At 45.6% G+C, this 15,447-nt stretch carries 11 protein-coding genes; 6 read left to right on the forward strand and 5 right to left on the reverse strand.

All coding sequences use genetic code 11. From position 1 onward, the window contains the following. Nucleotides 1–69: 69 nt before the first annotated feature. The 3 genes from J7I42_RS17610 to J7I42_RS17620 form a co-directional block, all read right to left on the reverse strand. The gene (locus tag J7I42_RS17610) at nt 70–984 is read right to left on the reverse strand and encodes a DUF4249 family protein (RefSeq protein ID WP_209140155.1); all 915 of its coding nucleotides are present in this window, start codon (nt 982–984) and stop codon (nt 70–72) included. A 4-nt stretch (nt 985–988) separates the two neighbouring features. After that, nucleotides 989–3,370 carry a TonB-dependent receptor plug domain-containing protein gene (locus tag J7I42_RS17615; RefSeq protein WP_209140156.1) on the reverse strand — a complete coding sequence of 794 codons (2,382 nt, stop codon included), beginning with the start codon at nt 3,368–3,370 and terminating at the stop codon, nt 989–991. 203 nt (nt 3,371–3,573) lie between these two features. Further along, a complete protein-coding gene (locus tag J7I42_RS17620; RefSeq protein WP_209140157.1) occupies nt 3,574–5,070 on the reverse strand; it encodes an MFS transporter in 1,497 nt (498 codons plus the stop codon). 200 nt (nt 5,071–5,270) lie between these two features. Here J7I42_RS17620 and J7I42_RS17625 point away from each other — a divergent pair, with 200 nt between their 5' ends. Genes J7I42_RS17625 through J7I42_RS17645 form a run of 5 tightly spaced genes read left to right on the forward strand, consistent with a single transcriptional unit; the run spans nt 5,271 to nt 9,993 of the window. Next, on the forward strand, nt 5,271–6,335 hold the full coding sequence (locus J7I42_RS17625) for a hypothetical protein (protein WP_209140158.1): 1,065 nt from the start codon (nt 5,271–5,273) through the stop codon (nt 6,333–6,335). Nucleotides 6,336–6,372: 37 nt separating this feature from the next. After that, nucleotides 6,373–8,589 (forward strand): molybdopterin oxidoreductase family protein, encoded by a 2,217-nt coding sequence (locus tag J7I42_RS17630; RefSeq protein ID WP_209140159.1) that lies wholly within the window; start codon nt 6,373–6,375, stop codon nt 8,587–8,589. A gap of 30 nt (nt 8,590–8,619) precedes the next feature. After that, on the forward strand, nt 8,620–9,189 hold the full coding sequence (locus J7I42_RS17635) for a 4Fe-4S dicluster domain-containing protein (RefSeq protein ID WP_209140160.1): 570 nt from the start codon (nt 8,620–8,622) through the stop codon (nt 9,187–9,189). 27 nt (nt 9,190–9,216) lie between these two features. After that, nucleotides 9,217–9,723 (forward strand): Rieske (2Fe-2S) protein, encoded by a 507-nt coding sequence (locus tag J7I42_RS17640; RefSeq protein ID WP_209140161.1) that lies wholly within the window; start codon nt 9,217–9,219, stop codon nt 9,721–9,723. A 30-nt stretch (nt 9,724–9,753) separates the two neighbouring features. Beyond that, complete coding sequence (locus J7I42_RS17645) at nt 9,754–9,993, forward strand: DUF6755 family protein (protein ID WP_209140162.1); 240 nt, start codon at nt 9,754–9,756, stop codon at nt 9,991–9,993. 8 nt (nt 9,994–10,001) lie between these two features. On the opposite strand, the gene J7I42_RS17650 is transcribed toward J7I42_RS17645, so the two are convergent. Next, nucleotides 10,002–10,751, reverse strand: a complete 750-nt coding sequence (locus J7I42_RS17650) for a DUF3575 domain-containing protein (RefSeq protein WP_209140163.1) — start codon at nt 10,749–10,751, stop codon at nt 10,002–10,004. A gap of 168 nt (nt 10,752–10,919) precedes the next feature. On the opposite strand from J7I42_RS17650, the gene J7I42_RS17655 reads away from it, so the two are divergent. Further along, entirely contained in the window at nt 10,920–11,735 is an 816-nt protein-coding gene (locus J7I42_RS17655; RefSeq protein ID WP_209140164.1) for a CPBP family intramembrane glutamic endopeptidase, read from the forward strand. Between the two features lie 269 nt (nt 11,736–12,004). On the opposite strand, the gene J7I42_RS17660 is transcribed toward J7I42_RS17655, so the two are convergent. Further along, a complete protein-coding gene (locus tag J7I42_RS17660; protein WP_209140165.1) occupies nt 12,005–15,202 on the reverse strand; it encodes a reprolysin-like metallopeptidase in 3,198 nt (1,065 codons plus the stop codon). Nucleotides 15,203–15,447: the final 245 nt, after the last annotated feature.

Genomic DNA, 15,447 nt, shown 5'->3' on the forward strand with positions numbered 1-15,447 from the left:
TTTAAGTACTACAGCTAAGTGTTATACGGTCAAATGACGTCGGAATTTAACGGTTAAATCCGTTGGTGATCATTGAACGATCAGGCTTTTCGTACTAAGGCTGAAACCACTAAAGCAGCCGATCACATTGTCACCGTTGATCGTATTCAATAACCTGACCGGTGTAGAAAATGGCCCCGCATTGGACCTGGCTTTATTAAAGCTGTCCCAGAAATTGTATACCTTCCTTTCCACATTGGCCAGATAATAATCTACAGAGTCGCCAAGCGCAAACCCATTGGAAAGGGTTAAGTGTATATATTCGCCGTTCACCAGGTCATCTACACCAGGAGTAAAACGATTGGTGCCCATAGCACCCCAGCCAAAATTCTCTCTTGAATCATAAGTACTCCAGTAATACAACTGGGTATTGCCAATTGTATCCGGGTCTTTATAATGAACGGTCAACCGGGCTTTCATTTGTGTGGTATCTTCATCTTCATCAAGATAATGAAAACCGCTGGTTACACTGTCTATAGGAACAGGTGGCAGCAAGGTGGTGATGGCTGAATATTTTTTCCCCTCCGCTTCAATTTCAAGTAAATAATGTTTACCAGGAATTCCTTTCAATGCATTGGCCGGATCTGTTATTAACAGGGGATCGAAATATACACCGGGCAGGAACTGATCATTAAATGGAGCCAGGCGGCCTTCTTTCAATTGTCTTTTTGATGTTTGATCCCAGTTATACATATTATTGGCCTGCAGCATACCTTCTGTAATGGTTACCATAGCACCCGTTACCGGAATATTTTCAAACCCGGGCTCGAAATAACCCTGGCTGTGGCCCAGCACCACATAATTATAATAAGGCAGTTCATTGTTTATATAGGCTTCTACGATCAGCTGGGACTGATTGTTCTTCAACGCTATATCAAAATCCCTTTCACACGAAGCAAATAGCGCCATCGCTGTCATCAGGAGATATGTGCCCGCTTTTTTCATGTTTTTAAAATTTGAAATTCCAGGTAATGCCGGGTAATATGGGGAACAGGAATACCTGCTTTCCCTTAATGCTACGTATATCTTCATCGGCATCGATGTAAATGAAATAAGGATTGTGCCGGTTATATACATTATATAAACTGAATACCCAGTTGCTTTTAAACCTGATGCTTCGGGGCCGGGGAGTAAATGTAAAGGCAATATCCACCCGGTGATAGGCTGGCATCCGGTAGTCGTTGATCTTGCTGTATTGACTTATGTTCGAAAAAATAGGTTCCTGGTCACGTACATTATATCCCAGGTTGTAAACGAACCGGCCGGTTGGCATGGTCAGTGCATTGCCGGTACCATAAACAAAAACAGTGGAAACCTCCCATCTCTTACCAAGCGCATAGTTGGCCACCACACTAATATCGTGTGTTCGATCGTACCGGTAAGGAAATGGCTTTCCTTCATTCATCTCAGTGAATGTACGTTCGGCACGACTTAACGTATAACCGATCCAACCGTTCAATTTCCCGGTTTTCTTTTGCACAAACAATTCGAGCCCATACGCCTTTCCACTACCAAAGACCATCTCCCCTTCCAGGTTCTGATTTAACAATAACCGCGCGCCTGGTTTAAATTCGAGTTGATTGTTCATGGTTTTATAATAGGTCTCAATGCTGGCTTCATACCGGCCATTGCCAAAGTTTTTGAAAAAGCCGGCTGCCACCTGCTCTGCTATACCTGGTTTTATCAACCGGCTGGCAGGCACCCACAGATCGCTGGGAAAAGTAGCTGCGCTGGTAGTAGCCAGGTGCAGGTATTGAATAGTGCGTGTATAAGATAATTTTAGGCTGGCCACCTGGGGCAATTTGTATAATAAATTAATGCGGGGTTCGGGATATTGATACCGGGCAATGCTTTGTCCTCTTTTAAAAGAGGCTATTTCACCCGTTGGGGCGCCGCTGGGCCCGTATATAACCTGCTCGGTAGGCCCAACCTGGTTAAAATAGCTGTAACGCAAACCAGCCACCAGGTTCAACCTGGTAATAATATCTACATCGGCACTTAAATACCCTGCAGCTTCGCGTGCATACTGATCTTTGATCTGCGCTTCAAATTCCTGGAAGCCGGCATTGGCGCTTCCGGCACCGGGCCTGAACTTATGCCAGGTATATTGAAGACCGCCTTTCCATCGTATCCAGTTTGCCGGGGTATATGCCCAATCGTCTTTTACGGTGTGATCGATTAGCCCTGATGAAAAGATAAAACCATTGCTTGAAAATGCTACCTTGCTGTTTAAAGTAAAATCATTTCGTACGAAGGATAATTCATGCCGCCATTTTCTAAACTGTTGTTTCCAGGTAAGCCCTACTATGGTATTTCCCCAAATGGCATCGAATTCCCGCCTGGGGCCATTCGCGTCATCGTCGAAAAAGGTAAACTTATCTTTCCCCGTATAGAAAGTTAAATAAAGGGCGTTTTTATTATTGATAACAAAGTCAGTTTTGGCGTTTATGTCGTAAAAGTAATAGCCATTGCTGCCAATGCTGTCGGGTACTATTAACCTGGCCACCTGGTCAATGTAAGTGCGGCGGGCGTTGATAATAAAAGAAGCTCTTCTTTTTATCAAAGGGCCTTCCAGTGAAAGCCGGGAAGAGATAAGACCAATGCCACCGCCAAATTTTATGGAGTCCTTATTCCCATCCCGGGTATTTACGGAAATAACGCTGCTTAAACGGCCGCCATATTCGGCTGGCATGCCACCTTTTATTACTTCAATATTTTTTACGGCATCGCCATTAAAGACGCTAAAAAAGCCCAGGAGGTGATTGGGGTTATAGACAGGTATTCCGTCGAGCAAAACCAGGTTTTGGTCGGGGCCGCCACCCCGTACATAGATACCGGCACTGGCTTCTCCCCCATTTTTAATACCGGGCAGCAGGGTTATTATTTTCATGGGGTCCACTTCACCCAGCACCACCGGCAATTTTTGAATTTGTACCATCTCCAAACTGTGCACGCTCATTTGGTTGCGCAAGATGTTTCGGCTTCCGGTCACAATTACATGTTGCAGCAAACTTTCCCTCGCCCGCAAGTACACAACAACCGAGGTATCATTGCTTAGCAAAAACAATTTGGTGGCGTTGCTATGTCCTACAGCACTCACCACAATCCGACACCTGCCCCTGGGTAAAATTGTCGTGATCATGCCAGCGGTATCTGCCAGCCGTTCTTTTTGATTGATCTTTATAGTTGCATTGCTTACCGGCAACAAAACACTGTCAAGGACTTTTATATTTAGGGTGTGATTTTGCGAGTAGATGTTTTGGCTTGTCAGTATCAGAAACACAAACAATAAAAAACCGGTCCTTTTGCTATCTGGTTTCTCCACTTTCATCAACAGTAAATTTATGTATATCCGGCAAAGAATAAAACGGAGAATGCTATACCAAAACTTTACAACCTACCAACTGAAATAGTTGCTTTTCAAAAAAAATAAAAAACGGCATCTTTATCCAACGCCTTTGCCTTCCCGATCTTACATATACCAAATATGTAGCAGACACATCACAGTCAAAGAACAGTCAATAAACCAGCAGATCAATGCGCCGTTTTTTCAAACTTATCCGCCAGTTGCGGCGCTTCTTTTTTCATCATACTGGTGATCACCTGGTGCATCCACAGTAAGCAGGCAGAAGACAGCAGGCACACGAACATCCAGGAGCTCGTCCATAACCCCGTTACATTTAAAAGATAGCCAAACAGGATGGGGCCTGCAAATCCGCCCAACCCACCGATCATGCCTACCATACCACCCACTGCCCCAATTTCTTTGGGGAAATACTCTGGTATATGTTTAAATACCGCAGCAGTGCCAATGCCCCAGCAGGCGCCAATCAAAATAATGATCACTACAAACACCCAGATATTGGCTTTAAAAAAGATCATGGTAGTACCCTGGGCCAGCAGTTGCTTCTTTGTTACTCTATCACCCACCTTTACCACGGGTTCCTGCCAAACATCCTTTGCCGGCAGGATCATTGCTTTTCTGTCGACGTGATCAAATTTGTGGCTTTTTGCCAGGATGGGGTATTGTTTTTCATTCACCTGAATAACCGAATCTGTAACCATGGTAACGGTGCCGGCCTGGGTGGCCATAATGCCCGTTCCGGGTGAATAAATTTCCATCCGGGGAATGATCAGCATAAAGGTCAATACAACAGAACTGCCCAACACCCAGTACATTACTCTTCGGGCGCCATATTTATCAGAAAGCCATCCGCCCACGGCCCTGAATGCCCCACCTGGCAGACTAAACGCAGATGCCAGAAAACCGGCCGTGATCAGGGTTACATTATATACGTTTACAAAATAAGGCAGCAGCCATTGGGAGAAGGTAACAAAACAGCCAAAGGCCAGAAAATAATACAAGCCAAACCGCCATACCCGAACGTTTTTTAATGGTTGTAATAAGGTGAACAACGTTTTGTTGGAAGATTCCGGTTTTTTATTTTTTGTGAACAGTACAAAAAGGACGCCTGTAATGGCTAAAGCAACCGCATACATTACGGGTAGCTGTCGCCAGCCTTCGGGGTTAACCCCATTTTGGGTAAATGATTTTAATAAGGAAGGCGCTACCAGGGTGGTCAATGCAGACCCCAGGTTGCCTAAACCAAACAACCCCAATGCCCTGCCCTGCCAGCTTTTAGGGTACCATACCGAAGTAAACCCAACACCGATGGAAAAACTGGTCCCCAGCAATCCAAACAGAAAACTCAGTACCAAAAAAGTGGCATAACTATTGGCCTTTGATAAAAGGAACATAGGTACCGAACAACCCAGCAATAATGCGGTAAACACCCATTTACCGCCTATGCGATCGGTCAAAATGCCCATGGGCAATCGCATCAGCGCTCCCGTTAGTACAGGCACTCCCAGTAGCCAGCCTACTTCCATCAGGCTCCAGTTAAAAATACCGGCGTCTACCAGGTAAGTGACCAATACCCCATTCAGCATCCAGCCGGCAAAGCAAACAACAAATGCCAGGGTATTGAAGAATAATATTCGGTGGGATGTTGAAGTAGGTGAGTTGTCCATACAATTGTATTCGTTATGGTTATGGTAACGTAAAAGTATTGGCCTCCATTTATAGCACTTATGACTTAGATTATCAAGCAATCATGATATATATCATATTTTTCTTGATTTTCCTGGCTCATTTTTGTTCAATAATAATGCTTAATGCAATAACTTTAAGATACCCCAATCAATTTTGTTCACTTTATATTATTTGACGCATGAAATTCAGGTTGAATAGAATTGCTTTTGTGATTGCGTTAGGCTGCTGTTTGATAGTAGTAGCGCTGGTGTTTTATGGCTCCCGAAAATTGCAAAATTTTGATGCGGCTTTAATTGCTTACTTATTCGGCACCGTGTTCGCCTTGTTTGGCATCATCTACCGTTACTGTGTATGGCTGCAAAGACCACCTACCTGGATGTATTTTAAACGGGGCTGGCAACTGCTTTTTTCAAAAAGTTTTGTGGAGTACGCTGGTTTGTCTGTTCAAAAACTGGTGCGCAACATAGCGTTTCAACGATTTATTTACCCGCGAGGCAAGGCCAGGTGGTGGGGGCATTTTCTGCTGGCTACCGGTTGTCTGCTGGCTTTTTCCGTTACCATCCCACTCACCCTGGGCTGGATCCATTTTACAATGAACCCTGCCACCAGCATCAACCCGGCAGATACCAACTATTATGAAGCCCATGTATTTGGTTTTAAAGTAATGGAGTTTAAACTGGGTTCCTGGATCGCGTTCTTTATTTTTCATATCCTGAACTGGTGTTCCTGGCTGGTGATCATCGGCTGTTTGTTGTTTATGCGCCGCCGGTTAACCCACGCCGGACAAATAGCCACCCAAACCTTTGAAGGCGACTGGCTGCCCCTGATCCTGCTTATAGGCATTTCGGTTACTGGTCTCGGACTTACCTATGATTATGAATTCCTAAAAGGCACCACGTATGAGTTTATGGCAGTGACCCATGCGGTTACTGTTATCCTGTTCTTGATCTGGATACCTTTTGGAAAGTTTTTTCATATTATACAACGGCCCGCACAGATCGGCGCCCATTTATATAAAAAAGAAGGTGAAAAGAAAGGGATGGCGGTATGTCCGCATACGCATAAACCCTTCGCCACCCAAATGCACATAAACGATCTGAAAACCGTTACAAAAGAACTGGGGTTTGATTTTACATTGGAGGATGGCAGTTCACACCTTGACCTGAGCCCTGAGGGAAAACGGTCAGCCCTGGCAAAGGCGCATCTCAAAGCCCGTGAAGCAAGCGGGCATTTTTTTGGATAAAAGATCTTACATCATCAGAAGTTTGAAATAAATACGCATGGCTAGATTACCGGTCGCAGCTGAAAAAATCATTGAACAGTTCGGTCCTCATTTAAACTTCGCTCCGCAGGAAGGTTATACCGGGCGTGACGAACCCGATAAAGTAGTGGAGACCCACTGTTGTTTTTGTGGTATGCAATGCGGCATTAAGTTGCTGGTAAAAAACAATAAGGTGGTGGGTTTTGATCCCTGGATGGAATTCCCCTTCAACGAAGGAAGGCTTTGTCCCAAGGGCGTACAACGTTATTTGCAAAACAACCACCCCGACCGTTTGATGGAACCGCTGCAACGCGTGGAAGGTATAGGCTTTAAACCCATTACCTGGGAAGACTCCATGAACAAGACCATTGGTGAAATAAAACGCATTCAGCATACTTATGGCAACGATGCATTCGCCATGCTGTCGGGCGTATCCATTACCAATGAGAAAAGTTATCTCGTAGGAAAATTCGCCCGGGTGGCACTGAAAACCCGCAACCTCGATTACAATGGCCGGTTGTGCATGGTAAGCGCCGGCGCCGGTAATAAAAAAGCGTTTGGGCTCGACCGCGGTTCCAACAATTACACCGATCTGAAAAAAGCGGAAGTCATTATGGTGTGCGGGGCCAATGTAAGCGAAACCTTCCCCACCCTTACCCATTGGATCTGGCAGGCACGCGACAATGGCGCAAAATTGATTGTAGTTGACCCCAGAGTAATACCGCTGGCGCGCACCGCAGATCTGCATTTAGACATAAAACCCGGGACTGACTCGGCCTTATATGGGGCCATGCTCAGGTACCTGGTTGAAAACGATCTGCTTGATCATGATTTCATCAACAACCATACAACCGGTTTTCAGCAAACCATCGATGCCGTAAAAGATTATTCACTCGAATGGGCAGAACAGGTAACCGGTATTGCCAAAGAAAAGATCGCAACAGCCGCTCAATGGTGGGGCAAAGCCGCTACCAGCTTTTTATTGCATGCAAGAGGCATAGAACACCACTCCAAGGGGGTTGACAATGTGCTGGGCTGTATTAACCTGGTACTGGCTACCGGAAGAATTGGCAAACCATATTGCGGATACGCCACTATCACGGGCCAGGGAAACGGGCAGGGCGGCCGGGAGCATGGTCACAAATGCGATCAGTTGCCGGGTAACCGGGATATTAATAATCCCGCTCACCGAAAATACATTGCTGAGGTTTGGGGTATTGAAGAAAGTGAAATGCCGGGAGCCGGTTATACCGCTTATGAACTCATAGAGGCCATTCACCGCGGTGAGATCAAAGGACTGATCTCGCTTTGTTTCAACCCATTGGTATCATTGCCCAATAACAATTATGTACGGGAAGCATTTGAGAAGCTGGAGTTTTATGCTACCATCGATTTCTTTCTGAATGAAACTGCCCGCCATGCGGATATTATATTTCCCGGATCACTACACGAAGAAGAAGAAGGCACGGTAACTACTGCTGAAGGCCGGGTGACCCGCATACGCCAGGCTGTTACCCCACCCGGACAAGCACGTACCGATACTGCCATCCTACTGGAGTTGGCAAAAAGGCTGGGGGTTGGCGATAAATTCACTTATAACACCAGTGAAGATATTTTTAATGAACTCCGCATAGCCTCCCGGGGCGGCACGGCCGATTATTATGGCATAACCTATGAGAAGATCGAAAAGAACATGGGTGTATTCTGGCCATGCCCATCCATTGACCACCCGGGCACGCCGCGCTTATGGGAAGATAAGAAATTCGCCACGGCAGATGGCAAGGCTCACTTCAATCCGGTAGCTTATAAAGACCCTGGTGAAGTAACAGATGAAGCCTACCCCGTTGTGCTCACAACAGGAAGGGTTGTATCGCAATACCTGAGCGGTACGCAAACAAGACGAATAGGCAAGCTGGTAAATCAATATCCCGAACCATTGCTGGAAATACATCCGGAGCTGGCCGCTCAATATGGCATTGCCCAGCGGGAACTGGTGAAAGTGGTTACCCGAAGAGGGGAAGCTGAATTTCCGGCAAATATTGTTGAAACGATCCGCAAGGATACGGTCTTTATCCCCTATCACTGGCCAGGTCGTAAATCGGCTAACCAGTTAACACCGGGAACACTGGACCCCATTTCCAAAATACCGGAGTTTAAAGTGTGCGCCTGTCAGTTGGTGCCCTTGCGAAAAACGGCGCCACCTCCCCAGGAAGCGCCTGCCTATAACAGTATATAACTATTTGCACCATAAACAAAAACCAATCGCATGTCAACCGCTTATTACAAAACCGAAATGGAGTTCTTTGTAGATATGCAGCGTTGTATTGGCTGTAAAGCCTGTGAGGCGGCCTGTGCCGAATGTGAGACCAACGGGCAGCAGTCGATGATACATGTGAATTATGTGGAACGGGCGGTAACCATACAAACCACGGTTCAGGTATGCATGCATTGCGACGATCCCGTATGCGCCAATGTATGTCCGGCAGATGCCATTAGCAAAGATGAATTTGGCGTAGTGCATACCGCTAATACGGCCCGCTGTATCGGTTGTTCAAACTGTGTAATGGCCTGCCCGTTTGGGGTGCCTTTTAAAGAGGAGCAATACGATATGATGATGAAGTGCAACATGTGCTACGACCGTACAAGCGCCGGTAAGAAACCCATGTGCGCCACCGTGTGTCCCAGCCAGGCCCTGTATTACGGTACCCGGGAGGAAATGCGGCAAATGCGTCCCAACAGCGTACCCGTAAATACCTTCCAGTTTGGAAAGCTGGAGGTAAAAACCAAAGTGAACATCATGATGTCCGCCGGCTCAACCATGCTGAAGGTTGACTAACGGCGTTGTAACTAATAAAAAATCTATATGCCCAATAACAAAGAGAAAGATCCTGATTGGAAAAATGATTTCCCTATCAATCAGTCAGAAGTCACAGAAGTAACCCGCAGGCAGTTTGCCAAATTCCTTTGCCTGGTATCGGGTGGTTTGGCAACTGGCAGTGCCTTCGTAGCCGCAAAAGCAGCTTTCTTTCCAGGCAAAAAAGTACAGGGTTTACACCGGGTGTGCAGTATTAATGAATTACCAGTGGGCGGTACCCGGGCCTTTGTGTTGGAAGGCAGCTCAACGCCTTACGTTTTGATACATCTTGAAAACGGCGAATTCAAAGCCTATGAACAGAAATGCACCCATTTGTCCTGTGCGGTATTTTACAAACCCGGCAGCGGCAAAATTGAATGCCCCTGTCACAACGGCTGGTTCGATGCCATGACCGGTGAGGTATTGCAGGGACCGCCGCCAAGACCCCTGCCCCGGCTGGATGTACAGGTAACAGGAAATGATATTTTTGTTACCGCTGCCAAAGAAGAGGCGTAAAAAATTGCATTCAACTTAATTCATTTTGCCATGAGTACTTTTCGACGGGCACAAAGCCAGGCGCATCCCAATAAAACCAGCACGCTGATGCTGGCCATCGTTGTACTGCTTATCCTGAATGTGACCATCCAGATCTGGCTGTTGTACACCGGGCTGAACAATGCCCTGGAGCATAATAAGGGCATTGCCTTTCCCGCCTTTATAGGCTCTTTTACGATATTGATAATTAATTGCGGATTGCTCTATTATTTGCCCAGGCGGCGCCGTTAGCTGATCATTTAAAAGTTAAACCCAATGTGAACAATATACCGGTAGCCGATCGTATTGGTCCGCATTACTCCATTTGCATCAATTTCCTGATCGCTGAAGACATAATTCATCCCCGGAAATTTCTGGGTAAGTAATTGTTTAAGCCCTTCCTGTATTTGTTCTCTTTTTGCGGGATCTATGTTGCTGTTAATAGTGGCCTTATAATCATAAAAGCCCAATCCAGGCCCTACCAATACCAGATCAAGGGCCAGTCGTTTCCAGAAGATAAACTGATAGCCCAGTTCAAAACCAACCGTATGTATATTGAATTTGGTATCTACGGCTACATCGCTGCTCGAACTGCTGGATTTAGATGTCCATTTTACGTCGTTGGTAAATCGATTGTAGGAGTAATAGGGCCCTATATATAACCCATGCGGCGCCCGAAATTTATTTTCCCGGGCAAGGTAGAAACGATAATCGATCGAAAAATTAAGTCCACTCCTTTTTTGATCTTTATTTACCTGAAAACTATCTGTACTTATACTTACCAATTTAGGCATCGATGCCTTGCCAAAGTTTACAGAAATACTGCGTTTAGGTGAAAGGACCCGCTCATATCCAAATACAATATAATGGTCTATACCGAATAATAATCCTCCTGAAAGATTATATCGGATTATATTTTTATAATAACGAGTCGAGTCGGTTTGCTGTGCCAGGCTGTAATTAGCAACGAGTGTCAGGAATAGAAAGCAAAATATATGTGTCGCTCTCATATTTTTTTGTTTTAGCACCAGTCATCTTTTTAAGAAGGACACCCCCCTAACGGTTGTTCCGCCATCCTGAGCAAAAAGAAATATTATCATTTTAGAAGATGTGACATAATTTGTAACATTTAAACAGGAATGGAGACAAATGGTCGTAAAGCACCAAAACCGTTTTTCATGAAAAATGCTTTTCTCAAATGTTTGTTGTTCTGGATCCTGTTTGTTGCTATTATTCATGGATTTGGTTCTTTGACTGCCCTTGCACCGCCTTCGTGGTCAACCTGCGTCAGGTTATTGCATGCTTTATTGGTCACACTGGCTACCTTCTATCTGATCAGGATCTTTCTTAAAAGCGAGAAAAGAACCTATAAGGACATAGAGTTGGTATGGAACAGGAATACACCGGTCAAGTTTTTATTGGGTGTCTTGATTGGCACAGCAATATTCGCCCTGGTGTTGTTGGTGTTGATAAACTTTACCGGTCTTCAGCTTACAAGAAATGCAAATGGGGTCAATTGGCAAGTATGGTTTACTTCTTTACTGATCATTATTCCTTTTGCCTTTATAGAGGAACTCGCCTTTCGGTCTTATACGTTATTGAAACTGGATAAAGCCTATGGACTTTTTTGGGCACAGATAGGGGTGGCTATTTCCTTTGCGCTGTATCATATTGCAGGTGGATGGAACTGGCAGGTTGCTTTTTATGGACCGGGTGCATGGGCGTTTGTATTTGGACTGGCAGCTATACTATCACGCGGAATTGCCGTACCCACAGGTATTCATGTAGCATTAAACTTTTTGCAGGTAGTGGCCGGCATGAAACCAGGCAACGCATCCCTTTGGACACTGCATTTGAAACAAAATACAGCAGCGGCCAGTACAACAGCCAATCAGGTGGGAGTAGGTATACAAATTACGATCCTGGTTGCAGGCATATTAGTTACGTACTTTGTTGTTCAAAAGAAGAAGCGTTTCATTGAGATCCCTGTGTGAGTTGTGAGTTGTGAGTTGTGAGTTGACTCGCGACCATTGAGATTTATAATTACCTTGCGGCGCCAAAAATCAATTGCCGATTGCCGATTGCTCTCGGCTGAGCCGAGACCGATTGCCGATTGCCGATTGCCTACCCTTATCACCCCGTCATCCCAGTCAACTTATTACTCGTCAACTGATCTATTGGTCAACTGATCAACTACTACTTCCTTATAAAAAAAGGTGAGTCTCCTTTTAAAAGAGACCCACCATAATATCATATTACCTACTTATTTCTTAACAATCTTCATCATCTTTATTTCCTTTCCATCATTTCTGATCCTCATCATATATACACCTGCAGGCAATCCGCCAATATCAAACTGTGAATTAACCGTATTCACTTCACGATTCAATACTACCCGGCCATTCACATCGAACAAGCTCACCACTGATTTTCCGGTGAAACCTGTAAGATTAACATTCACCACATTATTGACAGGATTCGGGTATACATCCACTTTCTGCACGTCGCTGGTAATGAGATCAGTTCCGCGGCTGGCTGTACCCAATTGTACCTTTAAGGTATAACAAACCGTAGCACTATTAGCCCCATTCCAACCATATACCTGTGCATAATAAGTACCCGCGGTCATTGTTCTGGTAATAGTTTCACTGCTGGTACCACCGGCCTGTGAAATAGCGAGCTGTGTTCCTGAACTGTTAAGCAATTTCAGGTCATAATCGCCAGGCAAGGTGCCCAGGGTAATAGTGATCGTACCACCGGTGGTGATCACGAATTTATAATTATCGATATCCCCGCTCGGACTGATAAGCCCTGTAACATTGGTATTAAATGGAATGGTTGCCGCACCAGATATTGTTCCATTGGTTGAATTATCCAATGTACTTGCACAGGTTGTTGAAGTTGTTGTGAACTGTGCAGAAGCATAGGCACTGCTGCCACCTGAACAATTTGTTCTTACCCGCCAATCATACAGGGTAGCTGCGGTTAAACCGCTAATGGCCACCGATGTTGAGGTGGTACCCGTTGCAGCATTGGTCCAGGTTGAAGAGGCATTAGTTTTATAATCCACATCATAACTCAGGGCACCGCTTACTGCTGTCCAGCTAACCGTAGCGCCGGTTGAAGTTATGGCTGAACTGCCTAAACCAGCCGGTGAAGTACAGGTAACCGTTCCGGTGGTAGTAAACTGTGCCGTTGAATAAGCACTGCTTCCGCTGGAACAATTTGTTCTTACCCGGTAATCATAAACAGTTCCCTGCGTAAGCCCGGTTAAACCAACAGAAGTTACGGTTGTTCCGGTTGCCGCATTGGTCCAGGTTGAAGCGGAACTGGCTTTATAATCCACATCATACGATACAGCACCGCTTACAGCTGTCCAGCCTACTGTTGCTGATGTGGTAGTAATAGCAGAAGCAGTTAACCCGGTCGGTGAAGAACAGCCTGAGCCTGCTGTAATGGTGAAGTTGGTATTGGAAATATCAAAGAAAATATTCCCTACCGCTTCAATTTTTACCCTGGCTGTTGTAGTAGGTGTATTGGGAATGGTCACCGCTTCACTGCCATCATTTGGGGTACTGGCCACCAATGTATTGAATGTAGTGCCCCCATCGGTAGAGATGGAGATTTTTACGTTCGCGCAACTCACTGGCGAAGCGGTTGTGCTCGCTACATTCCAGGTTATTGTTTGTGATGAATTGCCGGCCCATGATACCGCCGTATTAGGCGCCGTTACAGCAAAAGGTCCTGAGGAATTAGTGACGGTAACTGTCATGTCCCCGAAATTGGTCTGCCCGATAGAGACTGGCGCAGTGGAACTATAGGGCGCATTATCTCTAACAGTTAACCTAAAGTGCAACGTTCTTGACACAGAACTCAATGCCTCAGTATTGGCTCCTGCATCGCCACCCGACAACGGGCCTGAGACCAATCCACCGGCCAGGATAGTGGCCATTTTGGGAAAATACCTCACTGGTGAGGTGGTGGGTGCAAATGAGATCCAGTTGGGACCGGAAGCTTTGGTAGCGCTGGCCACACTGCTGGACCCAGTTTGGGAGGAGGAAGCATTATCATTCTGCTCCCAACAATAAGTAAGTACGTCACTGGCGTTGGCATCGGTAGCCGAACCGGTCAATGCAAATGGGGTACTGATAGGAATAGTATAATTACTGCCAGCACTCACAACCGGGGTTGCATTATTGGCAGAAATACTGGTAGTAATGGGACAGGTCTTACCGGAAAGGTTAGACTGGATCTGCGCAATAGAAGCGGCATGATAGATAGCAATAGAATGTGGCGCAATGTCCTGACTGGTAATACCGGCATAACCCATAATAGTAATACCGGAACCAGGTTCCACATTAACGCCTGTACCTTCATTGCTCATGGAGAAAGTGTGGTTGGCGCCCAGTTGGTGCCCTACTTCATGAACCACATAATCGATATCGAAATTATCACCCTGCGGAATAGCATCTGCCGGGGAAGTAAAACCGCTTCCTTTTGAATTGTCGACACAAATACAACCAATACAACCGGCATTACCACCACCGCCGGATGCACCGAACAGGTGGCCAATATCATAATTCGCGGCACCGATCACGGAGGTCAATGTACTTTGCAATTCACTGTTCCAGGCACCGCCCGCACCCGTGCTGGCGTTGGAATAGGGATCAGTGGAAGCATTATAATAAAATACATTGGTAGTGGCCGCGATCAGGTTAAGGTGCAGGGCCAGGTCTTTTTCATAAACACCATTGCAACGGGTAAGGGTAGCATTAACTGCTGCCAATACCAGTGAAACCTGTGAAGCGCTGGTGGCCCCAAAATAATTGGAGTACTCGGCAGTAACCGATTGGGCCAGCCGCATTGTTTTCATATCACCGGTTGACCTTGCAACTACATTCGTAGACTGGGTTAACTGATTACTGATCTCCGTTGCCATTTTTTGTTCAGGAGTAGAACATCTCCAGGGCAACACCCTCGCTGTTTTTTTGAATACGGTATAAACGGTGTGGTCCGCAGAATAAGGCTCAATAAATTCGCTTTCCCTTTCCGTACGGAAAACCATTGCCTGGATCCCCTGCGGCGAAATACTCAGCTTTAAGGACGCATTGATATCAGTGATACCTTTTCCCGAAAACGCCCTTATATCCGGGAATTGAGCTTGTAATGCAGGTTCGAAATTGGAGGCTTCTACAATCTCGTACTGTTCAATTTGTCCGTCGGCATTTGGCAAAGAAATAATGGAGGAACGGGTTGAAACATTGCCTGCCGCTTTGAATACTTCATTCCGCAAAGGAGTAAAATTCAGATCAAACAATTTGAAGTCAGTTGGAAATGATAGCCGGGCAACGGCTTTGTCGGTAGCAATTCTGGCGCCAGCGTCGTGGGGCCTCCAGTAATCCTGTGCAAGCAATACTGCACTGCACAACATTGCTGTTGCGAAGAGTAAAAACTTTCTCATGTGTAGATTTTGATTTAATGGTAAACAATGGGTACCAGTACCATGATAAATTTAACTTAATTTTTCCCTATTTCCATTTGTACTTGTCCACAATACCCATACACCATGAGTGCTAAACCGAACGGATGTCTATAGCCGAAGTATCGTACTTAAAAAAACAAAGCGTGTTATAGATAAAAAATAACGCAACTAACCTTTATTAAAAACAAAAAGCCCTGAAAGTCTTATTATACCTGACTTTCAGG

Origin of the sequence: Niastella soli (genome assembly GCF_017742245.1) — a bacterium.
Taxonomy (GTDB): Bacteria; Bacteroidota; Bacteroidia; order Chitinophagales; family Chitinophagaceae; genus Niastella; species Niastella soli.